We start from the raw sequence: 25,513 nt of genomic DNA, 5'->3' as shown, positions 1-25,513 counted from the left end.
GGAGGAAAAACTAATGAAAGAAGTGGTCGTAATCGATTGCGTACGTACCCCAATGGGTCGTTCAAAAAACGGTGTTTTCAGAAATGTGCGTGCAGAAGACCTTTCTGCAGCACTAATGACCGCGCTACTAGAGCGTAACCCTGGCGTAAACCCAGCGGAAATTGAAGACATCATTTGGGGCTGTGTTCAGCAAACTAAAGAACAAGGCTTCAACGTTGCACGTAACGCGCAACTATTAACACAAATTCCACGCACAACTGGCGCGGTAACGGTAAACCGTTTATGTGGTTCATCAATGCAAGCCCTTCACGATGCAACAAGCGGCATCATGAGCGGCCGTGGTGACATTTACATGATTGGTGGTGTTGAGCACATGGGTCACGTACCGATGAACTACAACATCGACTTCCACCCTGGCCTTGCTAAGTACACGGCGAAAGCGTCGGGCATGATGGGTATGACTGCCGAGCTACTTGGCCGTCAAAACGGTATTACTCGTGAGCAACAAGACGCATTTGGTGCGCGTTCGCACCAGCTAGCGCACAAAGCACACCTTGAAGGCCGCTGGGCTAACGAGATTGTGCCTGTTGAAGGTCACGACGCAAACGGCGTATTAAAGCTAATTGACTACGATGAAGTAGTTCGCCCAGAGAGCACAGCTGAGAGCATGGCGGCACTTCGCCCTGTGTTCGACCCAGTAAACGGTACGGTTACTGCGGGTACATCTTCTGCGCTGTCTGACGGTGCGTCGGCTATGCTGCTTATGTCGGCAGACCGTGCGAAAGAGCTTGGCCTAACGCCACGTGCGAAAATTCGCTCGATGGCAGTAGCTGGTTGTGATGCAGCAATTATGGGTTACGGCCCAGTGCCAGCAACACAAAAAGCCCTTAAGCGCGCTGGCCTTACTATGGACGATATTGAACTTGCTGAGTTTAACGAAGCGTTCGCGGCACAGGCACTATCGTGCATTAAGCAACTAGGTTGGATGGACCACCTAGATACTAAGATTAACCTTAACGGTGGTGCAATTGCACTTGGTCACCCACTAGGTTGTTCTGGTTCACGTATCTCGGGTACGCTTATTAACCTAATGGAATCGCAAGACGTAAGCCTAGGCTTAGCGACTATGTGTATTGGTTTAGGCCAAGGTATTGCTACTGTATTTGAGCGTGTATAAGCGTTTGAATATGCGCTTTTAAAGCTAAATATTGAAAAGGGCCTTCGGGCCCTTTTTTGTTACTCTTAATTACTTTTCAGATTACTTCAAAACACGAGATAAAGGACTTACCACACCCTGCGCACCTTGCTGAAGCACGTGAGTATAAATTTGCGTGGTCTTTACATCTGAATGCCCTAATTGCGTTTGCACCGTTCTAATATCAGCGCCCGATTGCAGCAAATGCGTGGCAAAGGAATGACGCAGTGTGTGAGGCGTAACTTTCTTTTTGATGTCACAGGCTTTAGCTGTATTTCGGATTGCTTTTTGTATATTTGATTCATCAATATGATGTCGTCGTACTGTTTTGCTTTCAGGATCGACAGATAATCGAGAAGAGGGAAATAAATAATGCCAGCCTAACTCTCTGGGCGCGTTTTTGTATTTCAAACGTAATCGGTGAGGTAGATAAACGCCTGCATATTTGGGGTTTTCTAAATCAGCCGCCAAGAAGTTTTCCACCATAGCGATTTGCCGCGTAAGACCCGGCTTTAGTTCCGCAGCCAACGTAACAATGCGATGCTTACCGCCTTTCCCATCCCAAATGCGAATAGCGTTGTAGTCAAAATCAATGTCTTTAACTCGTAGCCTCACGGCTTCCATCAGTCTTAACCCACTGCCGTATAACAAAGATATAGGCAATTTAAGGTTTGCAGGAATTTGTTCGAAAAGAGAAACAACTTCTTCTTGGGTTAGTACAACAGGCAACTTGGCCTGCCTTCGACTTGAAACAAAGTCTAGCTCTAATGACAGTGGACATTCCAAAATATCACGGTACAGAAAAGCCAATGCATTAAGCGCACTCGCTTGTGTAGCGGGAGCGACGTCTTTTTTATTGACCAAATAAGATAAAAACAACTCTACGTTTTTATCCCCCATCTCTGATGGGTGCCTATTACCGTTAAAACGGATAAAGCTCACTATCCATTTGCTATAAAGCTCTATCGTGCGTTTGGCATAGCGACGATTACGCATATGCTCAACCACCATTTGCATGAACATTGATTTCACTTGCTGACACTTTTAATTTGTATAAAAACACAGCATTACAACTTTTTGGTGCACCGTAAAATAAAGAGGAAACATTCGGTACTTTAGTACAGTGCTTTCAGATACAAAGTGCAGGATATTGATGTAGATAACATAACGTGCGAAAGTTAAACAATTACTAAAGTGATATACGGATTTTATCCACGTTGCATAAAGGATTTTTTCCGTACATTAAATTGTTATATGCCTCTATATAGTCAAAGATAAATGACATTTTTTAGATTTAATTTTATGCTAAGTGGAAATCGAAGATTTACACAGTAGAACAAGGAAGAGTCATGGGTATATCTGTTTTATTTTCTTTTCTAATACTCGCTTTATTTTGGGTCATCCCCCTCATAATGATTGCTAAATCAGACAGAACCCATGGAGGAGAAAAAGTTGCATGGATACTAGCAGTCATCTTCATCTCTTGGTTTGCATGGGTCTTCTATTTGCTATTGGCCCCATTGAAACAGCAATCTAATGCGTAGCACTTCTCAGCATGGCATATAACAAAACGCTTAAGCCACTCACTTCGTTCGCTGGGACGCAAACGCGCGGCGGCTTCGCCATTATCGCCGCACATTCGCGCCCCTTAGCTTAGCGTTAGGTTCAAGGAGGATAATTGATTGTGTTACCTTTCAGTAAAGTAACTCATCCACAACTACAGTTAGTTATTTGGTTCTGTAGATTTTCATTTTTAGCTGGCGTTTGCTTTTTGTTAGCTGGCACATATAAAGAGCTATTTCGAGTTTACCGATGGTTGGCGTCCCCAATTTATAATGAAGATGGTACTCGTTATGCCTCATACAGGTATAGTCTAGACCTGCTTCATATTAATTGGCAAATTATCTCGCTTGGTATAGTTTTATTGTTTTTATCTAGTTTTTTAATTGTCCAAGTAAGTAAATGCAAAGAGAGCACCTAACAATCTAATGTTGGGGACACAAACACGCGGGCTCTGCTTCGCAGTATAGCCCACGGTTTGTGACACCAAATTAGGGCGTTAGGCGTCATTTACTTACAGCATTAAAATGTGGCTTCAGACGTGACATTCCAGCATCAAGGTTGTTTCGCTAGGTTGTCTTTACAGCTTACTTTTTCGGTAGTTTCAACGGCTTTAGCAACGTGCTTTTCATAAACACCGCAACGCCAACATTTACCATCACCAGTCTTCTAAACTCGTTCTTTTATCCAGCATTACCGTTAACATCTGGCATTTCGCACAGGGTTGTTTTATCTTAAATTCAATAATTTAAATAAGTGGCCGTATCGGCTAGTGGTGGCAGCAAAGCTGCGTACGTTTCTTTGTACGCCTAACAAAACGCTGTTGGCACTCCCTCCGGTCGCTGGGACGCTAACACGTGGGCTGACTCACTTCGTTCGGATTTTAGCCCACGTGCTAGCGCCCCAAAGCTTAGCGTTATACATACATGGAGAGTTCAGGTGGAAAAATTAAAGTCAGCTCTGATTGAAACCCTTAGAAGTGAAGGTTTGCATGATATTGCGGATGCAGTATTGAAAAAGACTTCGGATACGTTGGTACATGCCCAGCAAGTTAAGTTACAAGACGCAGCTTCAAGAATTCGTCAGCAGTTTGGTCTTACAAACCATACTGTAGATTTGGGATTTGCAGGAACATCGCCTAGTTCAGGATCTCCCGGTCGATTCTCAGAGATAACCGAGTAGTGTATGTATAACAAGCCACTTAAGGCTCTCGCTTCGCTCGCTGGGACGCTAACACATGGGCTGCGTCACTTCGTTCCTAATTTTAGCCCATGTATTATCGCCCCTTAGTGGGAAGTTATACGTCTGGGTGGGCCCAAAGGAATAAATAAATGGAAAATATTGACGCTAAGTTAAAGCTTCAAAACATAAACAAAATTCAAGAGTTGGAAAGTAAATACTCTAAAGTTTATTACATTCCCGGAATTGCTTTTCTGCTAGTAATCGCTTGTATTTTTGCAACAAACTTTATCGGTAATCCGCTTAACAATACCTACATTGCCCTTCTATTGGCTGCCAATATTTTTATAACCGGAAATGCCGCAATTCAAAGAACTGAATACCTAAAACAAATACTAGCTCTAAAGGAAGATCAATGAAAACGTATAACAAACGTTTCAAGCCGTGTGCTATCGCACACTGGGACACAAACACATGGGCTGCTTCGCATTGTAGCCCATGCATTTGTGCCCCTTAAACGGAAGTTAGGCGTCATTTACTTACAGCTTTAAAAAGTGGGTTCAGGCGTGACATTCCAGTATCAAGGTTGTTTCGCTAGGTTGTCTTTACGGCTTACTTTTTCGGTTGCTTCAATGGCTTTAGCAACGCCCTTTTCATCAACTTCGCAACCCCAACACTCTGCATCATCAGCTTTTTTAACTCGCTCTTTTATCCAGCAATGTCGTTAACATCTGGCATTTCGCACAGGGTTGTTTTATCTTAATTTCAATAATTTAAAAACGCGGTCTATTTGGCTAGTGGTGGCAGCAAAGCTGCGTACTTTCCTTTGTACGCCTAACAAAACGCTGTTGGCACTCCCTTCGGTCGCTGGGACGCTAACACGTGGGCTTGCTCGCTTCGCTCGGATTTTAGCCCACGTGCTAGCGCCCCAAAGCTTAGCGTTAGGTGAACAGGGAAATCTTTTGATTCATAGGTTTTTAATAATTTTTGTAGCGCTCTTTTTATCGTCGGCATGCACAACTGGGAAACTGTATTACACCGAAACTTCAGGCAAGAGAGTGTTAGCCTGTGATGTAGAATTTGTTGGATTACCCAGCGTAGACAAATTTGCAGTCGAGTACGCATTAAGCCTTTGCGCAAAAAGCTCTACCCCAAAAGGTCATACAATCGATTCAGATCAACAATATCTACTTACCCTAGACCTCAAAATACCAGAGGCAAAATGCGGAGAGGCATGGGATCACGAATCAGCCAAAACGCAATACAGAACCGGCAATTTGTCCAAAAAAGAATATGGGTATATTGTTGCTAACATAGATTTGGGCTTGGCGGTCGTAAATGAGTGTTCACCTAACAATCTGCTGTAGTCGCTCGCAGGCTCGCTGGGACGCAAACACATGGGCTGCGTCGCTTCGCTCCTAAATTTTAGCCCATGTGTTTCCGCCCCTAAGCAGGGCGTTATGAAACTCAAAGTAGTTTATCTAAATTAATTAAAGGAACTAAAATGTACTATTTAGAAGTTGTTTCGCTTATTCTTTTTGTTGTATTAATGACTATCGGTTACAAAAAAAATAACCGCAACATAATGTTAGCATCATCCCTTTGTTTACTTCTCGGCTTGGCTGGTCCTGATTTTATAAGTGGCTTTAAAGAAGGTTATAGCGCGACAGAAAAAGTTTCATAACAAGCTGTTTAAAAGGACGTATAACGCTTGGCTTGTGCTCCTTCGTCGCTAATTATAGCCAAGCGTAATCCGCCTATTAACAGGGCGTTATGTGCTGCTAGGCAGTAGGGAAGTTTCATGATATTTAAGGAAAAAATTGTTGCTCTTTTTCCATTTAAATTTTTACTAGACGTATCTCAGGCTAAAACCACTTATGTCTTAAAATCTGTCGTAATTACGGCAATTCCAGCATTATTGCTGAGTATACTTCTTTCAAATCTTTTTCCAGAATCTAAAAAACCAGAATATTCCTACGATTTTTTAAATCTTTTCTTCGGCATAGTTCTTATTGCCCCCATAATAGAAACATTGCTACTTGCCATTGGCATATCGATTCTAAGTAAAGTATTCCGTTCAAAAGAATACATAGTTCTCGCATCTAGTCTATTGTGGGCCTTGCTTCATGCATTGCGCTCACCACTACACGGAGTTATTGTACTGTGGCCATTTTTCGTTTTTTCTTTAGCTTTTTTACAATGGAAAAAAATTTCAACCGGAACAGCAATTCTAGTTGGTTTTGCAATGCATTTTGGTCACAATTTGTTTAACGTTTTGCTAACTATTTCGTTGTTTTAATTAACTTGGTGGCACATAACAAAACGCTAAAGTCGTTCCCTTCGGTCACTGGGACCAAAACGCGGCGCGCCTTCGGCATTATAGCGCCGCATTTCGGCCCCTTAGCTTAGCGTTATGCATTAATTTCAGACCTAAAGGAAATAAATATTAATGAAGCCTCCTAGAGTTTTTATCTCTTACTCTCATGACTCTGCGCAGCATAAAGAGTGGGTGCTGTCGTTCGCAACTACACTTAGGCAGCGCGGTGTCGATGCGGTTCTTGATCAGTGGGACTTGAAGCCTGGAAACGATCTGCCTCACTTTATGGAAACTGAATTGGCAAGCTCAGACTTTGCGCTAATGATTTGCTCCGAACGTTACGTGGAAAAAGCGAATGCGGGCCAAGGTGGAGTTGGTTATGAAAAAATGATTATGACATCTTCCCTATTAAAAACGATCGATAGCAGTAAGGTTATTCCTATAATCAGAGAGAACCCTCAAAAGTCTGTACCAACATTTATGGGTTCCAAGTTATATATAGATTTTTCAAAAGATAAAGATGTTGAATATAGCCTTGATGAACTTTTAAGAACATTGTTGAACTCCCCTCTGTTCGAAAAACCAGAAATTGGCTCAAATCCATTTAAGCCTCTCGAACAATCAAAACCAGATCGTGTATCAGATGGACTGAAAGAGACTATGAAAACTGTTTCAGATGCTTTTAATTCAACAGCCAATCAGCATGTTACAATCAAAGACCTGATGCAATATTCCTCCATGCATCGACTTACATTAGAGCGCTACTTAAATACAGCTATTAAAGAAGCAATGCTAGAAAGAGACCTTATTGCGCGCTATGTAATCACCGCAAAAGGAATTGAGTACCTTATTGAGCACGGCATCATCGAGGCATAACAAACAAATTATGTCACTCGCTGCCGCTCGCTGGGACGCAAACACGTGCGCGGCTTCGCCATTATTGCACACGTGTTTGCGCCCCATATTTGGAAGTTATAAGCCTCTTGAGATCATGGATGGAAGTCGATATGAGTGACGATAAAAAAACACAAGATAAAGCATTTGAAGTTGCTCTTGCGACAAGAAACTTTGAAATTGAATTGTTCTGGAAGAGGTCGGTGTTTTTCTGGGGGTTTATTGCTTCATCTTTTGTTGGTTATGCTTCCTTAATTAAAGCTAGCTCAGGCCTGTCCGTTGTAATCGCTTGTTTCGGTTTTGTTTGCTCTTTCGCGTGGGCACTTGTTAATCGTGGCAGTAAGCGCTGGCAGGAAAATTGGGAATTAATAGTCGCAGATCTAGAGGATGAAGTAACAGGTTCTCTTTTTACAAAGCGAGAAAGCAAATGTAAAGGTACATCATGGTTGTCGGCAAGAAATTACTCCGTTAGCAAGGTTACTATTGCCCTAAGTGACTTTACAGTATTGATTTGGCTTGCTTTGATTGTATGGCACGTTATGCGGCAATTTTGCAGTGCTCAAATTTCTGAGTCAGTGGTTGTGCTCATGATTTCAGTGGCAAGTATTATCTATGCTGTTCTAATTGCTGTAAAAGGACGATCCAGCGATTAGGCTCATAACAAACGCATTAACGCAGTCGCTGGCGCTCCTTGTATTCTAGACTACATATTTTTGCCCGTTATGCGGGTGTTATAATCTTTAGAGGATTTAGTTTGAATAATTCACAGAAGTTATGTGATCTTGACCAACTCAAAGAATATTTACATACAATAAATGAACCTGAGTTACTCCAGTACATTTCAGAAGATAATGGATCTTTCGCACTTTCAGAAAAATACTATAGTTCAAATGTTGGGCGATTCCCGTCAATAAAATTGCAACTAGCAGCGTGTTTAGCTGTACTTGGTGAACCTACAAAAGCCGACAATTTAGCACCATTGTCTTGGGGAATTCTAAATAGAGGTTATGACAAGGTCGCAAATGGAATTATCAGTGAATTCACTCAAAGTTGGCCACGGTTATAACAATCACATTAAGTCGCTCGCAGGCTCGCTGGGACAGTAACACATGGGCTCTGTCGCTTCGCTCGGATTTTAGCCCACGTATTACTGCCCCTTATGTGGGTGTTAGGTTTTCCCCCTATATTTGCCACAATTGGAAATTAAATTTAAATAATGAATTACTTTACATCAAAAGGCCTTTTCGTCAGGAATATCAGCAAAGATCGGTATGTAGTTGAAGATATATTGGGTACTTGTTCTATGCCTTTTGAAACAACTGAAGATAAACTAAATGAAACCCTAAAAAATAATTGGAATCTTCAAAAATTGGTGACTTTGGGTGTCACTAATCAATTCCCTGATCTTTCAGATTTTCAATGGCAAGACCTTGAGTATTACTACATAGCTCATATTAATTACTCTTTTTTAAATTCTATTTTGGCTCCTGAAGAAAAAGAACGATTTCATTCACTTATGGGACTATTTCCTTTAGCGTATAGTGAATGCGGTCATGGTGAGGGTTCTAAAGAGATTTTCGAATCAATACATAACCAGTTCAAAGAGGCTTGCTCTAATGAAGGGAGTCCATTGAACGAAAATGACTTAACCGTATTTTTAATAAAAAGTCAGGTTTCTAGAATATGCAGTGACATTATGTCTCTGTTAAATCGCGCTATTACAGGCTATTCAAATTTATTAGTAGCCCAACGTGATTGCATCAATGAATCTCATACAGCTTTACACCAGCTTAATGTTTCAGAAATAGTCCATAGCGGTCAAAACTCATACCGAGTAGCAACAGAAATAACATCCTTAGTGATCTCGTTGTGCTCTTCATTAGATTTATCTGCAAAGTTAATACAATATATTAACTCAATTAAGCCTGAAAAATTGTCTTTTAAAGGCGCTAGAGATAAACAGCACCACGAAGTAAGGAAGCTCTCCCCTATATACTTCCCTAGTAAATTTATTCAAGATATCGTTACGCTACAATCTACTGCAATCGAACTACCTGAATTGATTCAGTTTAGAAATGACTTAATTCATTCAACTTCAGCTCTTGAACTCGAAAAAATATTTGTGGGCATTGGTCATAAAGAGATAAACGATCTACCTCTCTATTACTCTGCTCAATATTCGCGAGATTGTTTCGATAATGGTCAACCTCATAGATACCTAGGTAGAGATTACTTTTCAAGCACTCAACAAGATATTGAGGTTAAGGCATTGTCTTGGGTAAATAGTGTGATCACTTACCACTTAGAAGTAGGTAAAAAAATACATGAACACTTAAAGTCGGTAAAAAAAACCTAACAAGGCACTTAAACGGACAAAAAACAGTTGCTTTTGTTCGTGCCTCACAAAGTATAACCAACTGATTTTTGCCGCTTAGTGCGGCGTTAGAACTCACAGGAAATTTCCAATGGAACCGGACTATTCGAGATACTCTATTCGTGACTTACGCGAAGCTTTGGAGTCTATAGATAAAGAGGCTTACCCTGAACGCACAAAACTAATTCAACAACAGCTTTCCCAAAGGAATAACTCGGAAACATTCAATACGCAAACGGATGCAAACAAATTAGAAAAAGAAGTAAGTCCGACGAGCCAATTCTTACTGATTATAATCGCTTTATTTTTCACTTGGCTGGCATTTAATGCAGTATACTCGGGCACTATTAGCGGCCGTCGTGGTAACTCATACAGCTATCATTCTTCCCCGAACATGTTTCTTTTCCTATTGGGAGTAGATTTGTTTGTAATTGGGTATTGTTTGTATGCTTTGATAAAGGCTAGGAGCTCGTCCAAGAAATGAGTTCTAACAAGGCGCTTAACACGCTCCCTTCGGTCACTGGGACACAAACGCAGCGCGGCTTCGCATTATAGCCCACATGCCTGCGCCCCTTATTTAAAAGTTATAAGGCGTCAGCCTAAACTCCGTTTGGCTTTATAAAAATCTCCGTAAAACTACCCTCACCTGTTTTCATTAGCATCGCTCTGGCTTGTGGTAGGTTTAAATCCGCCGCTCTCAATTCAAAGGTTGCTCATTAGGCGCTTTATCGCCAAGTTATTATTCAACGTCAACCAGCGCCAATGCGTTATACAGTTCAAATGGAGGCTAGCTTCAGTCAAATCAAAAACATCAATGCACAGTCGTTTTTCTTGTCTGTGTTAACAATCAATCGTATGCTGGCTTCAACAGTTTTTAAAAAGACCAAAGGAACTGGCTCTGCTTATAACAAAGCGCTAAAGACCACTCCCTTCGGTCGCTCGGACGCAAACGCGCGGCGGCTTCGCCATTATCGCCGCACATTCGCGCCCCTTAGCTTAGCGTTATATTAATTGGGGAGTTCGTATGAAATTTTTTGGTCTTCTTTTATTCTTCATTGCTTACACTACCCAAGTATTTGCTAATGATTGTTTGTATCAAAGATTTGAAACTTACGCCAATCTTCAAGTTGAGTGGCAAAAAGATTTTACCGAACTTATTGTTTCTAAATTTCCTGAACTATCTGATGTTGCTGAACGCAACAAAAAGCAACAGCTAGCACTCATAAGACAAAGGTTTGTGGCTTTTAGTATCTATTTAAAGACTAGCCCTGAAAAGATCCAACGACAGAAAGCTATAAACCAATGGGTTGATTTGAGCCCTGAGGTAAAGGAAGACCTAAGTCTTAAATATCCGGAATTCAAAAATGCCCTTGAGAAAGTTAATTCTTTCAAAGCTATGCCTAGTCATAAAGATGGAGAAAAACTAAGAGAAATACTTAGAACTGAAATTGTGCCATCACATGAATTCACTGGACGTCTAGAAACCTTTAACTCAAACGTAGAGACTTTAAATGATGGGAGTTGTAGATAAATATAACAAACGCTTCAATTCGTTCGCTTCGCTCACTGGGACGGTTACTTGCTGGCTGTGCTCGTTACTCGCAAATTATAGCCAGCAATTAACCGCCCATTATGCGGGCGTTATGTGCAAATGAAAACTTTGAAATTATTTATTTTTTCTATACTTTTTTCTTTGGGCATTTTTGCATCAGAGAATGACCTATGCACAACGAGCGACTGTGAAAAGCTTTTAAATGCCTTGGATAAAGGGATTATCGTTGGCCCAACTGACTCTTCTCCTGTAGAGCGTTTATTTATAGACAAGTCGAAAATAACTAAAGTTATTCAACTGGGGTCAGAGTTTGAAGTGTGCATAGGAACAACACGCATCAGACGTGTAATATTCGAATGTAGTTTGAACAGTTTTTGTGGGTTTAGAACAGATGGAAGTATTAGAGCGGCGCGAGTTCCATTTGAGCAATGCACATAACAAGCAAATTATGTCGCGCGCCAGGGCGCACTGGGACGTTATACAACTCAATGGAGATATTTATAGAATGGAAATTACAGCAAAAAAAATTTCAAAAAAGTCTTTATTCAAATTACTTGCCATTGGTTTTACTTTTGGGGTTAGTATTTTTGCAATTTTGTGCGGTATCGCAGCTTTATTTGGCGCAGAAACTGTCGAGTGGAATGGAGTATATCGTACTGGAGTAGAAGGACTGTTTTATAGTTTTCTAATTGGTCCCGTGGCTGGATTCTTCTCTGCCTGTTTCATTTGGTTTTTTACTGTGCTCGGACTTTGGCTTTATTCTTTTTTCAAGCCAATCAAAGTGCAGTTTAAGGAACCCATAGGGCAGGAGTAGTGAGTTGTATAACAAGGCGCTTAACACGTTCACTTCGTTCACTGGGACAGTAACGCAGCGGCGCTTCCCGATTATGCCGCTACGTCACTGCCCGTTAGCTTAGCGTTAGCTGCCTACAGGAAATTTTTGCTTTTGGTGTAAAACTCGAAGAATGTGAATAATGTCGTCTTTTATAAAATATGAAACAATCATTGAAACCTCTGGAATTATTAACAGTCTTCCCGGTATACCCTCTCTCTCCACTCCCATAAGAGGTTGCTGGTTCAAGTTTTCAACTTTCTTCTCAATTATTGCATCAGTTTTTTCTGCTGCTAATGGGTTAAATTCGTATAAAAACTCGAAAATAGCCTCACGATCGTCCAACGAACTTTTTTCCCATAAGATCATTTTTTGGCTTTATTCCTAATTTTCATTTTTCGAGCTTCCATGTCCAAGTTCGCTTCTTCATGACTGACAAATTTACTTTGCCCACTCTCTAATTTACTGAACGCAGCATTAACCTCTTCAGTAAGCCACTGATCATGATTCATTATTTTTCGTTGCTGTTCAGCGAGTTCTTCCGTAAGCTCTCTACAAGCGTCACTTAAAGTGCGTCCTTGGCTTTCGGCCATTATCTGAGCTAGCCGTTTAGTTTCTTCATCTACTCTAAACTGAATACGGGTATCCATGGTAAACTCCTTATGAAATGTACACACAAATGTTAGCACGCCCATTGAATTTACGGCAACTAACAAACGCATTAACTCGGTCGCTGGCGCTCGCTAGGGACATAAACACGTAGGCTCCCTTCGCTTCGCTTGGTATTGTAGCCTACGTATTTTGCCCGTTATGCGGGCCGTTATACATTTTTGGAGAATATGGATGTCTATTGGAGAAAGGATTCGGGAAGTCAGGAAACGATGTCAGTTAACCCAGGTTCAACTCGCTGAACTCATTGGCACTAGTCAACAGGCGCTCGCTAGTATTGAGAATGGCGAAACCCAAAATACGTCATATCTTCTATCAATAGCAAGGTCTCTTAATGTTGACCCATTTTGGTTAGAATCTGGCGTTGAAGAATCCAATTTTCGAGCGGAAATTTCGCTAACAAACGATGAGCTAAAATTAGTTTCGACTTACAGGCAGCTATCTACTTCCAATAAAACCCTAGCACTTAAGATCCTAAAAGTGCTGGAAGAATGATTTTTTTTGTTAGTCAGTAATGTATAACAAGCCACTTAAGGCTCTCGCCTCGCTCGATGGGGCGTTATATTTTCTCTAGGTTGTTTACACAATAATGTTTAAGGAAGTGTTATGAAAAATCTAAAGCGTACTATTTTTACTGGTTTGCTTGTATTGGCTTCAACTGCGAACGCGAGCGAAAGCATCACGTTAAAACTAGATATGTTTATTAACGGTGAACTTATAAAGCCGGTAGTGTTGCATGGGGAACTGTCTGAGGGCTTTTCCGCCCAGATTGACAATGAAGTAAAGTATGAAATTACACCAAGCATTGAAAATGGAAAAGTAAAACTCTCTACTGTTTATTATACATACTCTGAAGGTGCATTTAGCGAGGAAGCTCGCCCTGTGCTTACTGTCCAGGCTAATGAGCAAGCCACTATCGAAATTGGCCAAGAAGGACTGAAAGTTTATAAGCTACAAGTAACACCAGAAACGAAAATATAACAAAACGCTGTTGGCGCTCAAGCCGTTCACTGGGACGCATACACGGGGCCGCTTCGCTATTATGCCCCCATGTTAGCGCCCCAAAGCTTAGCGTTATGCGTCAAAGGAGTAACTTTGGAGTTCTACCTAAAAAAGTATGGAAGCTGGCTTTTCATGTTATCTGCAATTGGAGGCGTCATACCAACGTACTTGTATGACACCGTTCTAAATGCGCCATATCATTGGGCGTTTAAATATTTGTCCATTCCAATATTTTGCGGATCTTTATACATCTATTTTTTTAGATTACCAGAATTTCGACGCAAAACTGGTAAACTTAAAGGCGTTGCATGGACATCAATGGTTGCAGCCTTATTGTTATTATTTAGCGGTGGTTATGTTCTTTTATTTAACGCTTTAGTTGGAAGCCAAGAAGAAGCTTTTCTTTCAGGTAAAGTTGTCGAGCTGGACACATATAAAAGTACTAAAGGCGGAACAAGCTATTATGTTTACGTTCTACTTCCCAACTCAGATGAGCCTGTTAAACTTGATGTATCAAAATCACATTTTAGTACATTCGAGGTTGGTTCAGACTTCAAGGAAGTTTGGATTAAAGGCTCACTCGATATTCTGTATCGTCGGCGTTGACGCATCACAAACGTATTAAATCGCTCGCAAGCTCGCTGGGACAATAACACGTGGGCTCAGTCGCTTCGCTCCGATTTTAGCCCACGTGTTATCGCCCTTTATGCGGGTGTTAGCCGCTACTTGTAAATCCAGCCTTTCACTTCTTTTTTTTAGTGGTAATATCAAATCATACCCAATGGGAGTTACTTTATGTCTGATGCATTGAAAGTGATGCTTGAAAATATCGAGCAACTCAGTACTAAAGAGAAATCACTTGCTGCCCACTGTCTTTTAACGGCTATGGATATCAAGGTTGATAGCGATGTGGAATCGGACTGGGTAAAACTTTCGGAATCTCGCAGCGCAGAGCTATAGTCTGGTGCGGTAAAAAGCATCAGTTGGGAAGAGATAGAAAAGGATCTTAATTAAAAGATGCTGCCTGTTTCCTTTCACCCAGAGGTTAAAAGGGAAATAAAAGAGTCGTTTAATTGGTATAAAGAACAGTCATTGGGTTTGGGTCACGAATTTACTCAAGAACTCAAGGAAGCCATCGATTCAGTTAGCTCTTTGCCATTGGCATGGACAAAAATGGGGCAAACTCATCTACGCTTTGTCTTAAGCAGGTTCCATACTCTATTATTTATAAAATTATCGAAAACAAGTAAATTAGTGTGGTAGCTATTATGCAAAACCACCGAAAACCAGGGTATTGGCACGAACGCGGCTAACAAGACGCTCAAGCCAATCCCTCCGGTCACTGGGACACTACCATGCGGGCTAACTCACTTCGTTCGGATTATAGCCCACACGCTAGCGCCCCAAAGCTTAGCGTTATATGCAAAAGGAATTTGTACAATGAATATAAATGCAACACTCTTCGGCCAAGTTGTTATTGTTCTGGCAGTTATAATGGCTGTACTTGGTTACTATTTGGGTAAAAGAAAAACTCAAACACCTATTCTTACAGCGGTCATCGCGTTCTTCACTGCACTATTGCCGCCTGTAGCACTCATATTTTTAATTGTTCTAGTCGTAAAAAACGATGCCCAATCAACTACTAGCAATTGACTGTATTTTTGCATATAACAAACAAATCAAGTTCGCCCGCTGCGCGGGCTGGGATGCAAACATGTGGGCCGCTTCGCCATTATGCCCTACGTGCCTGCGCCCGTTATTGAAAAGTTATAAGCCTTACCAGAGTTGAGCTATGGAAATTGAAATCTCATCTGATAAAACGAAGCTCGACGTTGAGTTAATTCATCGTTTCTTGTCTCAAGATTCGTATTGGGCGAAAGGCCGTTCTTTAGAAACTGTGGTTAACACTATCCAAAACTCCTTTTGTATTGCAGCTTATTCAAAGGGATGTCAGGTTGCATTTGCAAGGGTTGTAACAGACTATTGTACTCATGCGTACATCATGGACTTCTTTACTTTAAATGGTCTGCGAAATACCGGAATTGGTAGTTCATTGTTAACGGCATTGCTTGATGCACCTGAGTTGACTGCAGTAAACAAGTTCACTTTAAGTACGGACTCAGCTTCGCAGTTTTATTGTCGGGCGGGTTTTAAACCTGTCGTAAAGTCAGTATTAGCTTGGGAGCGGGGCGGCTTATAACAAACGCATTAAATCGCTCGCAAGCTCGCTGGAACGCTAACACATGGGCTGGTTCACTTCGTTCCTATTTTAGCCCATGCGTTATCGCCCTTTATGCGGGTGTTATATTCCAGTGATAGCGAAGTCTATTGCATCTATCAGCAGTTCTCTGGATTGCTCCAACGAACCAATGCGTTCGTTGAGCACGTCTTCGGGTATGGAACTAAGTTGTTGTGCTAGAAATAAATATGTAGTGCCCTCGAATTCTATTTCCGGCGTCAGCTTCTTCATGTAAAAACTGTTTTTAGTATTGCTAGTTGTTAACGGTACAACCAGCCTTGTTACCAATTGGTCAATTACAGAGTTTTGAACATCAACAAGAAAAGGGTAAGCTTTATCAGTTTTCTTGCTTGGGTTTCTGTAAACATCAAATTGCGCCATTAGAAGTTCCTGTATTCATCACCTATACAGCCGTTCTCAGCAACAAACTCGTTATATGCAGCTATGGCAGCTTTGTTTTCTTTTTTCCATTTCTCCGCTTCAATACTTTTTAGCTTGTCCCTAAGTGCTTGCTCTAAGGTCGCAGACAGGTTAACTTTTAAACTTCGAGCTTTTTGCAATAAGTCGCTATTTAAGCTTAGATTTGTCGCTTTCTTGGGGGCATGGACGTCATATAAATCTTGCATTGTATCACTCCAACTAATCTCACAACCAAGTATACGCATACAGATGCGCATTGCAAAGCATGGCTGGAATATAACAAACGAATTAGCGCTCGCTGGGACGCATACACGCTGGGCGGTTTCGCCATTATGCACTATGTGCCTGCCCCCGTTATTGAAAAGTTAGACACTTGTCATGGATATCACATTAACAGATCCCGCTATACCTCTCTTCCATTTTGAGGTCATCAAAAATGTCTCCATTGCAGCGGCATTTTTTAGTCTTGTTATTGGCCTAATTTATAAGATTAAATACGATACAGCTTTACGCTTATATAAAATAATTTTGTTTTGTCCTGTGGCACCTATATTTTTTACTTACTATGGCTACACACAATATCTTGACGTTTTTTACGCCCTTAATAACAAGGGGAATGGAACTATCGAATTAACTTATGTGTACCCTGCAAATAAGCGCATAGTATTGAATAATCCAAAATCAACTTTCGCTCCGGATGGCAGAAGCCAAAGCTGTAAGTTAATTTTCAGAAACAATGGAGAAAAATATAGTAGTGCTAGGGCTAATGACGTATCTATATGCAAACAAATTTCGAGTATGCTCTAGGTACTTGCCTAACAACCAATTATTGGCACTCACTGCGTTCGTTGGGGCACGAATACATGAGCTTCCTCGCTTCGCTAGTATATTAGGCATCAAGGCTGAGCGTTAGCTGCCACAGCATTTGGCGGCTATCTGGCATACCATGGCGGGTAACTGTCGTAGATTAATGCAACAAATATTGGATATTTAATTCCTCTACATAAATTCAGAGGAAACAAAAAATGGAAAAAGAATTAATGATTAATTCAACTGTTGTAAAAGCACTAAGAAAAAAGTCTGGTTGGTCTCAGGAACAACTAGCTAACGCGGCTGGCTTAAGTTTGCGCACAATTCAACGTGTAGAATCTGAAAGCAAAGCATCAATGGAAACAAAAGTATGCTTAGCTGCGACTTTTCAAATCTCGCTAGAGAGCTTAAACGTTAACACGTCTGCGCAAGTTGCAGACACTAACCCCAACAAATTCATGTTAGCTTTATTAGCTTGTTCGGTGTTTATTTCCGCTATTAGTTTACTCATAGATATATTAAAGCCTATTTCCTTCATCGCTAACTTAGTCGCAGTATTTAGTATTATTTATTGCGGTTTTAAATGGTATTTCTCTGCCAGTTCAACCCCCAACGTTTCACTAAAGTCACATGTCCGCACAGGGTTTATCTTCCTTGCCATTTTTTCGATTTTTGGAGTCTTAGGAAACATAGGCCCGTCAATTGTCGCTCCCATGTTGCTTTCCTTGGTTATGTTTAGTGTTATATTTTACTTAGCTAGCAATATTGCACAGAAAAACATCAAACATAGTCAAAATGAAACTGGCAGCTAACAGCCCAATTAACTCGTTCACTTCGTACGCTGGGGCGCAGACACACGGGGGGCGGCTCCGCTATTATGCCTCACGTGCCTGCGTCCGTTATTGGTAAGCTATATTCTACTTAGAGATTAGATGAAGGAATTTAAATCGAAGAGGGGCAACTGGATAGTCGGTATAACTTATTTTGCCAGCGTCATATGTCTTTATGGAGTTTTTCGTATATTAAGCGAGTCCACATCAACAGAGTCGCTATTTCTTGCTATATTACTATTGTTAATTGGCTTCTTCTTTCCAATTTGGCTTTTAGTGTCACTTCGGTTTAAAGTTAACCAGGAATCTTTAAAAATCACTTGCGGACCGTTCCGTTGGAGTATTCCACTAGACGAAATCAAGTCGGTAAAACCTTCTCGTCTACTAGCATCCGCAGCAGCATTATCTTTGGATAGGTTATTAATAACCTATGGTAACGGTAACGTCGTTCTTGTTTCACCAACCGATAAACGCGGTTTTATTTACGCCCTAGGCAAAAGTGAAATAAAGTAAGGTGCCCGTTAGCTTAGCATTATACCGAAAAGGAAATTCACGATGCTTCTTACACCGAAAAATATAAAATCAACAATTATAATCTCAGTCGTAACGGCATTGACGCTTTTTTTCATGCGTGGCTTGTATTCAGAAATTGAGATAACCCCTATTAACTTAATGCCTTATTTACTATCAGCCTTTTGTGGCGTTGCATTAGCTTTTTTATACTTATCCCTTTTTCCAAGCCAAAGAAAAGATAGTTTTCTCACATTTCTCATGCCTGGCTTTGCCTTAATAGTGGTATTACTCCTGACAGGATTAGCTAATTTATGGCTAATAGATGAGTTAGCGTTTATGTTAGCTTTTATACTTGGTGGGCAAGAAATTTCAAAGCCTATTGAAAAATCGTTATAAAAATCAGTTCAAGCGGAACTGCTAAAGTCTAGCTTAGTTTCGCTTCGCTACACATTTTAGCTACGCATTTTTCAGCCCATGAACAGGGCGTTATATTTAAAAGGATGTTTATGAAAAAGTTCGTTTTAGCCCTCGCTCTACTAATTTCATTTGGTTGTACCAGTGTTCCAGACAATTTTGTGTTTAATGGTAACAGCAGTAAGTCTATTCAAAGTGATATCAATACGCTCTTAAAAAAACTGCCAAGAAATAAAAAGCAGGAATTTTTGATGGCTTTGCTAGCTATCCAGTTTTCTGATGTTAATAGTGTATACGATATGATTGACGACCCTGCGATGTCAGGTATGAACTACGATATACTAAGCAAAAAGCTTGATGGCTTAACCTATGGCGAAGTAATCGAGCTCGCAGCTACATCAAAAACCCAAGTGGAAGTTATAACAAACTAACGATTACAAACAACTGTTGGTGCTCACTTCGTTCAGCGGAACACAAACACATGGGCGGTATCACTTTGTCCCAACATTTAGCCCATGTGCTATCGCCCTGTAGTTGAGTGTTACACCGTTTGTTTCTCTAAAAGGATAATTCATGGAAGGAAGTTGTCACTGTCAAAGCGTTCGGTTTAGCTCGTCGGATGAAATTAGCGTTATTGTTAATTGCCACTGCAATCTTTGCCGCAAAATGAATGGAAGTGCATTTTCAACATATACCGTTGTTACCAGTGAAGCTTTTATTTTGAAAAGTGGCTCATTGAAAACTGTGCAAGTGTCAGAAAACGCTTCTAAAAGTTTCTGTGAGCATTGCGGCACGCCGATTTATAATCAAAATTCTAAACTTGCTGGCCTTAAAATTTTATACCTAGGGTCAATAGATAAGGCTCCGGAAATTAAACCAGCAATCAATATTTATTGTGAGTCTCAACTTCAATGGGTTCATAAATTGGCTGCATTACCCAATTTTGAGCAAGGTGTGGTATGAAGATAGATATTTTATTCGTAGGATTGCTGTTCATTCCTATTGTGGTTTTAGCCGCCCCCGTCATAAGAAATAAGCTGGTCACTTACGTTAAAACCAAACCTGTTTCGATTTATCCATTACCCATATCAGTTTATTTGATATACAGCATTTCAATTGAAAGCAGTGTGTTCGGGGTAATTTGCTTGGCCATTGGGTATTTTCTTTTCTTCTTCACCTATGCGGCTTCTATTTCTTTATTAGCGTCTGCTGTAAAGGAACGAACAGAGCGCCAATGAGAGGGTTTACTAATTATAGTGGAACGGCATAAAAAACGCTTAACAGATAAACCGCCTCATGTTTCTCTGAGTAAATTGCCCTACTGACCTTGCTTTTTGATGGCAAGCTTGATGATTTAAATTGAGATAAATACTTGAATGCGCTACGTCAACCGGGATGGAAACGTTTTTTTGCACCAGATACAAATTTGGCATAGGGCGCATCAACCTAGGTGCTAGCAATATTCAAAAGAGAAGTATAAATTTAGAACCATGATTCGAATGGAAAGCATATTCTGAAAGTTAGCTTATAAAAAAGGATTTAGCTTAGTGAAATACTCAACAGCACTTTTTCTTTTACTCAGCCTTGGTGGCTGCGGCACTATTAACACACCGAACGATGGTGTAGACGCCATCTACAACACCACCTCAGCTATTATAAAAGGAGAAGGTTCTAACTGTTCGTCAGGCCATTCTGACGATAGAAAAGCGTGCCACAGACGCTCCAGAGAAAAAACAAACGCCATTTCCAAATCTATTAAGAAACACCGGCATGATAACGGCGCTTAACAATACGCTACAGGTGCTGTCTTTATTGACTTTAACGCAAAACAATTAACATAGTACTTAACTCGCTTGGCGCGACTTTGTCACTCAATGTCATATGGATGACGTATCAACGTAGGGGCTTTATCACGATAATTATTTAAGAAATTATCATTGAGGAAGTCAGTATGGAAATGCAATTAAACATTCAAAGATTGAAGCAATTAAGAGAGTCTAAGGCGTGGAGTCAATCACATCTCGCGGAAGTTGCAGGGATCAGTTTAAGAACAGTCCAACGCATCGAGAAATCGGGGAGCGCGTCACCCGAATCAATCATGTCAATATGCTCTGCTTTTGATATTCAGGCACACGAGCTTATTGAAAAAGACGCGTCTTCAATTGATAAAGCGCCAACATTTTTATGCATGATGAGAGATAAATTTCCCCCTTTAACGCTAAAAGCAACGTTAGTGTCATTTTTTGTCGCATTTGTTTTTGCTTTCATTTTAACCGTATAGTATGTAAAAAATGGCGTAAACAAGCATAAAACCACTGCCTTGCGTTTGTGCTTCGCTCAATTCACACAACTCTGAAAAGTCTTAAGCGTTTTGAAAGGGATAACAATATGATCAGTAAATTTTCTAAAAACATTGCCCCCTTCGTGAAGGCAGAAATAGCAAATGCAAAAAATTTAGCGTTGGCAAACAAACCAACGGAGGCTTTCATTCATTTGGAAAACGCCCACGTTTTAGGGCAAGAATCTACATGGTGGCATGTACGAGTTCATTGTTTAATGTTCTTATGGGCGCTAGATCAACAAAACATCAAAGAGGCCATAGGCCAAATTATTCGTATACTCGGTGCTGCAACAAAAACAGCCATAGGGTTAGTTCCTGCTGGAAATACTGGTGGCGCAAATATCAGCCCTTTTAAACGGCTACCCGTTAACCCCGCTCTTCAAGCTGCAATAAGTAAAGCAAAAAGTAACTTGTAGCAAACATCAGCTCGTTTTTTGAGATGCGCAACCATGTGACCTTGGGTTTTAACTTGAAATTAAGTTCACATGCCAGCGCTGAATAGCTTTCCATTACAGTCTTATATACGTTCAACCTTCAGGAAATAGGGATACTGATTTTGATACGCAATACAATCATTTTGTTAGCCGCGCTCATAACAACCTCAACCGCTAATGGAATAGTGATAAGGCATGATGTAGAGGATAAAAAGTATGTAGCACTTGGCGATGAATATTCTGGCTCTGTAGCTTACATAGCAGGTTGCGCCGCAACATTGATTGATAAGAGTTGGTTGTTAACAGCGGCACATTGCGTAGAAGGAAAAGAAGAGGAGGTTTTTTCGGCTCGACATGACGACTATATTTATCGAGTAGAAAATATCTTTATTCACCCTAGATTTAACCGGATAAATGATGAAGTTTTCGATGCAGCACTGGTGCAACTTAAAGACCCAATAGCACACGGTAAACCAGCTATCCTAAACCGGAAAAGAAACGAAGTAGGACAGCAAGTTATTTTTGTAGGTAGAGGCACTTTTGGCAACGGTCGGGATGGCTTAATTCGCGATGATGCTAAGCAGCGAGGCGCAACAAATACCGTAGCTAGCGCGAATGAAAATGTGCTTGAATTTATCTTTAATAGCCCTGGGGAAGCGACCAAGTACGAAGGGATAAGTTCACGAGGAGATAGTGGTGGCCCAGCATTTCTAATTGTTAATAACAAACCGGTAGTTATTGGAATAAGTTCTTATCAAGACGGACACGGCTTTGCTGAAGGTCACTATGGTGTAGGAGAATATTACACAAGAGTCTCTTCAATTTACTCTTGGTTACAAAGCGTTATAAATAATGCTAAGCCGGCTGTACCCCCTAGTCATCCAGTTATTAACGCAATAGTAGATAATGATCTCGAAGCATTGAACAATGCAGTAACCGAGTCGGTACTGCACAAAAAAGAGATTATTACCGAAGCTTTCTATCAATCTGTGATGTTAAACCGCGTTGAGTTGGCAAGATCCCTGATTAAATATGGTGCAAATTTCGAAGATGTTCGCATCAATAACGATTCACTATTTGCGTTTGCGCTAGCAATGAAAAGGAAAGAATATTTTCAGATGCTGCTGGATTTAGCAACAAACAGTAAAAAAATCCATGACTCAAATAGCATTGTTCTCCCCTTGTTTATTTCTAATTTCAGAAAAGAGGCTTATTTACTGAACGGGGCTAAATTACTCATAGACCAAGGCGCCAACCTTGATATTCAAACCATGGCAGGAGATACAGCGCTGATTATTGCGGGATGGAGCACAAACAACTTTGAATTAGTTAAACTACTGGTTTCAAATGGAGCCGATGTGAATATAGCTAATAATAACGGAGATACACCACTAATCGACGCAGCCTACTTAGGCAAGCTTGAAAATTTGCGTTATTTGCTTGCCAATGGTGCAGATGTATCACTCAAAAACAACCAAGGAAAAACAGCGTTTGACGTGGCTAAGAGCAGTGAGATAACAGCAGAATTGTCACGTTCGCATTAACAGCAACTAAAATAGACAAGTTGCAGTAAACGATTGATAAAGCTGGCTTGGTTCGCCTTTCGATTGTAGCAACGCGCTACTGTCCACAATAAAGCGTTATGCCACGGGTCTAAAATGAACAAAATTGTAAACCTTATAAAGCAAGATCCAATTAGAGTAGAAGCGCTTTCTCAAGTATATAAACTCAACTTGCCGCAGTGCTATATTGCTGCCGGTTTTGTTCGAAACGTAGTTTGGGACGCAATACACAGTTATAAAACCCCCACTGTGTTAAATGACGTAGATGTCATTTATTTCGACCCCACAGAGTCTAGCTCTCAAGCCTTTTTAGAATACGAATCACTACTTAAAGCCCGCATGCCCACCCTCAATTGGCAGGTTCGTAATCAAGCGAAGATGCATGAGCGTAACGGTGATAAACCCTATCAGAGCACAATAGATGCAATGCGCTACTGGCCAGAAAAGGAAACGGCAGTTGCCATTCGTCAATTACAATCGAATAAGTATGAGTGCGTCGCTGCTTTTGGCTTTGACTCGTTGTTAAAAGGCTGTATTACATTTAATCCCCAACGTTCACAAGACGTTTTTTTACAACGAGTAACATCTAAAGGCTGGTTAAAAACATGGCCGAATTTGGACATAGTGCTGTGAAAAGCCAATAAAACTGTTCACGTAATTCACTAAAAAATGTATAGGCTTTTTGTGCTCTGCTTGATAATGTACCAAGAGATTGCTGCTTGTTTTTCGAGTAGTGCGTTATAGAAGGAATATTATGAAATCATGGAATGAACTCACCAATTTACAACGCGCCGTTATAGGGGTTTCCCTGGTTGTTGCGGCAGCGCTTTTGCCAGAGATTGCCTTCCTCGTTCAACTAGGTGGTATAGACGTCGCTTTTGCTTTGGTATTTGCCAGCATAGCGCCATTTCTTAGTTGGGTGTCTAGCAAATATCAAAATGTGAAAGCCTGTTTAAGCACTTCATGTATTGCTTTAAAACATAGCGCTTGCGCTAAACCTTCCGTGTTTTTCTTACAAGCGTCGTTCTGTGCAGTTGCGTTGTTATTCACTAGTTCAGGCTTCTGGGCCTTTTATTTTTTCATGCCGGGTATGCTGTTAAACGGTGCTTTAGCGTAAAACGAATAAACACACTCCCGTTATTTTTTACACCGTTTATAACATAGCTTGTTGGTACTGAACGCTGTTTAAAACCAGTATAACGAACGATTACTTTGCTATACGCACAGCTCAAAAGGAGACTTATGAAGCTTTATCCTTACTCAAAATTGCAGACTACAAACCTGAAACTCTTACTATTTGCAGCGCGATGTTTAGGCTTTTTAGGCCTTGTATTAATAATATTCTCAATAGTTGTCGGTGCATTCGGCGTTATATTAGACCAACCCAGAACGATGAACTTCGGTGGTATCAACGGGACCATGTCAGCGCCGGGAACCACATTGCCATCGTTGCTTTTCGCCTTATGGGGTATATTCACTTCTATTTTTGTTCTGGCTTTTAGTGGGTTGTGCGCTGCCGTCGTGTCTTGTGAACATAAATACACATCTACGCCTGAGTAACTCATGCGCGACGGCTCCACCAGTGGCCATTTTAGGGCCTTTATGAGGCCCTTTGATTTTACGGGCCATTTTTTATAGCAATAGGACAATATTTTCAGAGTAAAATATTGCATAACAAAAAATACTGTATAAATGCGTACTCTCTTATTCCTTGTACTTTTTTCATTCAATAGCTTAGCTGCGTCAAATATCCAGCTGCAGCATGAACTTGTGTCGATGGCGCAGTCAGACCAAAGCATAAGAAATGACATAGCGAAGATAGGGTGGAACGCCCCACCCCCTGAGTTACTCGAAAAATTGCGTCTCATTGATGCGAAAAATACAAAAAGGCTCAAAGAAATCATTGAGCAACACGCATGGGTTAATGAGAATTTAGTGGGTAGAAGCGGCGTATCAGCGGCATTTTTAATTGTGCAACATTCATCAGATTTAAAATTTCAGGAAGCTATGCTTCCTCACTTAAAACGATCGTTTTTGAATGGGGAAGGTGTGTCAGGGCAAGAATTCGCTCTGTTACAAGATAGGGTCCTTGTTCATCAAAACAAACTACAGCTATATGGTACCCAGTTAAACATTTTAGATGGCGAGCTGGTTTTTGACCCTATTTTTGACGAAGAGCATGTTGACAAAAGACGGGCTGAAGTTGGCCTTCCTCCATTGGATGAATATAAAAAAATAGTCGCAGACGCGTACGGCATGTCTGTGAAGTGAGTAAAATGTTAAGCACTGAGCAAGTTAATTAAAGCCGTAATCAAACGATAACATCGCTTCATTCTACCGTGAGTTTGTTAATTATTGCGTATGGGCGTGTATTTC

Annotated in this window: 39 protein-coding genes; 33 read left to right on the top strand and 6 right to left on the bottom strand. The window is 40.7% G+C overall.

The window, feature by feature from the left end; translation table 11 throughout:
- Positions 1–13: 13 nt before the first annotated feature.
- Complete coding sequence (fadA, locus tag BK026_RS17240) at positions 14–1,177, top strand: acetyl-CoA C-acyltransferase FadA (protein WP_071816941.1); 1,164 nt, start codon at positions 14–16, stop codon at positions 1,175–1,177.
- Between the two features lie 81 nt (positions 1,178–1,258).
- On the opposite strand, the gene BK026_RS17235 is transcribed toward fadA, so the two are convergent.
- On the bottom strand, positions 1,259–2,218 hold the full coding sequence (locus BK026_RS17235; RefSeq protein ID WP_071816940.1) for an integron integrase: 960 nt from the start codon (positions 2,216–2,218) through the stop codon (positions 1,259–1,261).
- Positions 2,219–2,544: 326 nt separating this feature from the next.
- Between BK026_RS17235 and BK026_RS17230 the strand changes: the two genes are divergently transcribed.
- The 12 genes from BK026_RS17230 to BK026_RS17160 all read left to right on the top strand — a co-directional run bounded on the left by BK026_RS17230 (position 2,545) and on the right by BK026_RS17160 (position 11,885).
- Positions 2,545–2,739, top strand: coding sequence for a PLDc N-terminal domain-containing protein (locus BK026_RS17230; protein WP_071816939.1), 195 nt, complete (start codon positions 2,545–2,547; stop codon positions 2,737–2,739).
- Positions 2,740–3,694: 955 nt separating this feature from the next.
- Positions 3,695–3,937, top strand: a complete 243-nt coding sequence (locus BK026_RS17225; RefSeq protein ID WP_071816938.1) for a hypothetical protein — start codon at positions 3,695–3,697, stop codon at positions 3,935–3,937.
- A 149-nt stretch (positions 3,938–4,086) separates the two neighbouring features.
- Positions 4,087–4,353: a hypothetical protein gene (locus BK026_RS17220; RefSeq protein WP_071816937.1), complete on the top strand. Its 267-nt coding sequence runs from the start codon at positions 4,087–4,089 to the stop codon at positions 4,351–4,353.
- Between the two features lie 381 nt (positions 4,354–4,734).
- The gene (locus BK026_RS17215) at positions 4,735–5,301 is read left to right on the top strand and encodes a hypothetical protein (protein ID WP_256253883.1); all 567 of its coding nucleotides are present in this window, start codon (positions 4,735–4,737) and stop codon (positions 5,299–5,301) included.
- Positions 5,302–5,438: 137 nt separating this feature from the next.
- Positions 5,439–5,618: a hypothetical protein gene (locus tag BK026_RS17210; RefSeq protein WP_071816936.1), complete on the top strand. Its 180-nt coding sequence runs from the start codon at positions 5,439–5,441 to the stop codon at positions 5,616–5,618.
- Between the two features lie 117 nt (positions 5,619–5,735).
- Complete coding sequence (locus BK026_RS17205) at positions 5,736–6,233, top strand: hypothetical protein (RefSeq protein WP_071816935.1); 498 nt, start codon at positions 5,736–5,738, stop codon at positions 6,231–6,233.
- Between the two features lie 150 nt (positions 6,234–6,383).
- Entirely contained in the window at positions 6,384–7,127 is a 744-nt protein-coding gene (locus BK026_RS17200; protein ID WP_071816934.1) for a toll/interleukin-1 receptor domain-containing protein, read from the top strand.
- 131 nt (positions 7,128–7,258) lie between these two features.
- Complete coding sequence (locus BK026_RS17195) at positions 7,259–7,798, top strand: hypothetical protein (RefSeq protein ID WP_071816933.1); 540 nt, start codon at positions 7,259–7,261, stop codon at positions 7,796–7,798.
- A 101-nt stretch (positions 7,799–7,899) separates the two neighbouring features.
- Positions 7,900–8,211 (top strand): hypothetical protein, encoded by a 312-nt coding sequence (locus BK026_RS17190; protein WP_143142143.1) that lies wholly within the window; start codon positions 7,900–7,902, stop codon positions 8,209–8,211.
- Between the two features lie 237 nt (positions 8,212–8,448).
- A complete protein-coding gene (locus BK026_RS17185) occupies positions 8,449–9,501 on the top strand; it encodes a hypothetical protein (RefSeq protein ID WP_143142142.1) in 1,053 nt (350 codons plus the stop codon).
- Positions 9,502–10,543: 1,042 nt separating this feature from the next.
- The gene (locus tag BK026_RS17170; protein ID WP_071816928.1) at positions 10,544–11,050 is read left to right on the top strand and encodes a hypothetical protein; all 507 of its coding nucleotides are present in this window, start codon (positions 10,544–10,546) and stop codon (positions 11,048–11,050) included.
- A 412-nt stretch (positions 11,051–11,462) separates the two neighbouring features.
- Positions 11,463–11,885 carry a hypothetical protein gene (locus BK026_RS17160; RefSeq protein WP_218163408.1) on the top strand — a complete coding sequence of 141 codons (423 nt, stop codon included), beginning with the start codon at positions 11,463–11,465 and terminating at the stop codon, positions 11,883–11,885.
- Positions 11,886–11,990: 105 nt separating this feature from the next.
- On the opposite strand, the gene BK026_RS17155 is transcribed toward BK026_RS17160, so the two are convergent.
- Entirely contained in the window at positions 11,991–12,272 is a 282-nt protein-coding gene (locus BK026_RS17155; RefSeq protein WP_071816926.1) for a type II toxin-antitoxin system mRNA interferase toxin, RelE/StbE family, read from the bottom strand.
- Positions 12,269–12,553: a damage-inducible protein J gene (locus BK026_RS17150; RefSeq protein ID WP_071816925.1), complete on the bottom strand. Its 285-nt coding sequence runs from the start codon at positions 12,551–12,553 to the stop codon at positions 12,269–12,271. The genes BK026_RS17155 and BK026_RS17150 overlap by 4 nt, the downstream gene beginning before the upstream one ends.
- 193 nt (positions 12,554–12,746) lie before the next feature.
- On the opposite strand from BK026_RS17150, the gene BK026_RS17145 reads away from it, so the two are divergent.
- The 6 genes from BK026_RS17145 to BK026_RS17115 all read left to right on the top strand — a co-directional run bounded on the left by BK026_RS17145 (position 12,747) and on the right by BK026_RS17115 (position 15,774).
- On the top strand, positions 12,747–13,067 hold the full coding sequence (locus BK026_RS17145; protein ID WP_071816924.1) for a helix-turn-helix domain-containing protein: 321 nt from the start codon (positions 12,747–12,749) through the stop codon (positions 13,065–13,067).
- 111 nt (positions 13,068–13,178) lie between these two features.
- Complete coding sequence (locus BK026_RS17140; protein WP_071816923.1) at positions 13,179–13,553, top strand: hypothetical protein; 375 nt, start codon at positions 13,179–13,181, stop codon at positions 13,551–13,553.
- 153 nt (positions 13,554–13,706) lie between these two features.
- Positions 13,707–14,180: a hypothetical protein gene (locus tag BK026_RS17135; RefSeq protein ID WP_143142141.1), complete on the top strand. Its 474-nt coding sequence runs from the start codon at positions 13,707–13,709 to the stop codon at positions 14,178–14,180.
- A gap of 189 nt (positions 14,181–14,369) precedes the next feature.
- A complete protein-coding gene (locus tag BK026_RS17130; RefSeq protein ID WP_071816921.1) occupies positions 14,370–14,534 on the top strand; it encodes an addiction module antitoxin RelB in 165 nt (54 codons plus the stop codon).
- A gap of 480 nt (positions 14,535–15,014) precedes the next feature.
- The gene (locus BK026_RS17120) at positions 15,015–15,227 is read left to right on the top strand and encodes a hypothetical protein (protein WP_071816920.1); all 213 of its coding nucleotides are present in this window, start codon (positions 15,015–15,017) and stop codon (positions 15,225–15,227) included.
- Positions 15,228–15,366: 139 nt separating this feature from the next.
- A complete protein-coding gene (locus tag BK026_RS17115; protein WP_071816919.1) occupies positions 15,367–15,774 on the top strand; it encodes a GNAT family N-acetyltransferase in 408 nt (135 codons plus the stop codon).
- A gap of 102 nt (positions 15,775–15,876) precedes the next feature.
- On the opposite strand, the gene BK026_RS17110 is transcribed toward BK026_RS17115, so the two are convergent.
- Positions 15,877–16,194 (bottom strand): CcdB family protein, encoded by a 318-nt coding sequence (locus tag BK026_RS17110; RefSeq protein WP_071816918.1) that lies wholly within the window; start codon positions 16,192–16,194, stop codon positions 15,877–15,879.
- Positions 16,194–16,439 (bottom strand): type II toxin-antitoxin system CcdA family antitoxin, encoded by a 246-nt coding sequence (locus tag BK026_RS17105; RefSeq protein WP_071817742.1) that lies wholly within the window; start codon positions 16,437–16,439, stop codon positions 16,194–16,196. The genes BK026_RS17110 and BK026_RS17105 overlap by 1 nt, the downstream gene beginning before the upstream one ends.
- A 172-nt stretch (positions 16,440–16,611) precedes the next feature.
- Between BK026_RS17105 and BK026_RS19720 the strand changes: the two genes are divergently transcribed.
- The 13 genes from BK026_RS19720 (at position 16,612) to BK026_RS17040 (ending at position 24,254) form a co-directional block, all read left to right on the top strand.
- Positions 16,612–17,040 (top strand): hypothetical protein, encoded by a 429-nt coding sequence (locus tag BK026_RS19720; protein WP_071816917.1) that lies wholly within the window; start codon positions 16,612–16,614, stop codon positions 17,038–17,040.
- A 218-nt stretch (positions 17,041–17,258) separates the two neighbouring features.
- Positions 17,259–17,855, top strand: a complete 597-nt coding sequence (locus tag BK026_RS17095; RefSeq protein ID WP_071816916.1) for a helix-turn-helix domain-containing protein — start codon at positions 17,259–17,261, stop codon at positions 17,853–17,855.
- A 120-nt stretch (positions 17,856–17,975) separates the two neighbouring features.
- Entirely contained in the window at positions 17,976–18,386 is a 411-nt protein-coding gene (locus BK026_RS19975; RefSeq protein WP_071816915.1) for a PH domain-containing protein, read from the top strand.
- A gap of 42 nt (positions 18,387–18,428) precedes the next feature.
- Positions 18,429–18,782 carry a hypothetical protein gene (locus BK026_RS17085; RefSeq protein WP_071816914.1) on the top strand — a complete coding sequence of 118 codons (354 nt, stop codon included), beginning with the start codon at positions 18,429–18,431 and terminating at the stop codon, positions 18,780–18,782.
- A gap of 110 nt (positions 18,783–18,892) precedes the next feature.
- The gene (locus BK026_RS17080) at positions 18,893–19,231 is read left to right on the top strand and encodes a DUF6694 family lipoprotein (protein ID WP_071816913.1); all 339 of its coding nucleotides are present in this window, start codon (positions 18,893–18,895) and stop codon (positions 19,229–19,231) included.
- Positions 19,232–19,373: 142 nt separating this feature from the next.
- Positions 19,374–19,763, top strand: coding sequence for a GFA family protein (locus BK026_RS17075; RefSeq protein ID WP_071816912.1), 390 nt, complete (start codon positions 19,374–19,376; stop codon positions 19,761–19,763).
- Positions 19,760–20,038, top strand: a complete 279-nt coding sequence (locus BK026_RS17070) for a hypothetical protein (RefSeq protein WP_071816911.1) — start codon at positions 19,760–19,762, stop codon at positions 20,036–20,038. The genes BK026_RS17075 and BK026_RS17070 overlap by 4 nt, the downstream gene beginning before the upstream one ends.
- 309 nt (positions 20,039–20,347) lie before the next feature.
- Positions 20,348–20,587 carry a hypothetical protein gene (locus tag BK026_RS17065; protein WP_071816910.1) on the top strand — a complete coding sequence of 80 codons (240 nt, stop codon included), beginning with the start codon at positions 20,348–20,350 and terminating at the stop codon, positions 20,585–20,587.
- A gap of 164 nt (positions 20,588–20,751) precedes the next feature.
- Entirely contained in the window at positions 20,752–21,081 is a 330-nt protein-coding gene (locus tag BK026_RS17060; protein ID WP_071816909.1) for a helix-turn-helix domain-containing protein, read from the top strand.
- Positions 21,082–21,188: 107 nt separating this feature from the next.
- Positions 21,189–21,557: a DUF3703 domain-containing protein gene (locus BK026_RS17055; RefSeq protein WP_071816908.1), complete on the top strand. Its 369-nt coding sequence runs from the start codon at positions 21,189–21,191 to the stop codon at positions 21,555–21,557.
- Between the two features lie 140 nt (positions 21,558–21,697).
- Entirely contained in the window at positions 21,698–23,119 is a 1,422-nt protein-coding gene (locus BK026_RS17050) for a trypsin-like serine protease (protein ID WP_071816907.1), read from the top strand.
- Between the two features lie 114 nt (positions 23,120–23,233).
- Positions 23,234–23,770 carry a nucleotidyltransferase family protein gene (locus BK026_RS17045; RefSeq protein WP_071816906.1) on the top strand — a complete coding sequence of 179 codons (537 nt, stop codon included), beginning with the start codon at positions 23,234–23,236 and terminating at the stop codon, positions 23,768–23,770.
- A gap of 121 nt (positions 23,771–23,891) precedes the next feature.
- Positions 23,892–24,254, top strand: coding sequence for a hypothetical protein (locus BK026_RS17040; RefSeq protein WP_071816905.1), 363 nt, complete (start codon positions 23,892–23,894; stop codon positions 24,252–24,254).
- Between the two features lie 139 nt (positions 24,255–24,393).
- On the opposite strand, the gene BK026_RS19715 is transcribed toward BK026_RS17040, so the two are convergent.
- On the bottom strand, positions 24,394–24,702 hold the full coding sequence (locus tag BK026_RS19715; RefSeq protein WP_177247924.1) for a hypothetical protein: 309 nt from the start codon (positions 24,700–24,702) through the stop codon (positions 24,394–24,396).
- A 127-nt stretch (positions 24,703–24,829) separates the two neighbouring features.
- On the opposite strand from BK026_RS19715, the gene BK026_RS17030 reads away from it, so the two are divergent.
- Complete coding sequence (locus BK026_RS17030; protein ID WP_071816903.1) at positions 24,830–25,408, top strand: DUF6624 domain-containing protein; 579 nt, start codon at positions 24,830–24,832, stop codon at positions 25,406–25,408.
- The last annotated feature ends 105 nt before the right edge of the window (positions 25,409–25,513 follow it).

The sequence above is a fragment of the Alteromonas sp. V450 genome, assembly GCF_001885075.1.
Lineage (GTDB): Bacteria > Pseudomonadota > Gammaproteobacteria > Enterobacterales > Alteromonadaceae > Alteromonas.
The sequence above is the reverse complement of the archived record's forward strand: the minus strand, read 5'-3'. Positions and strand labels throughout refer to the sequence as shown.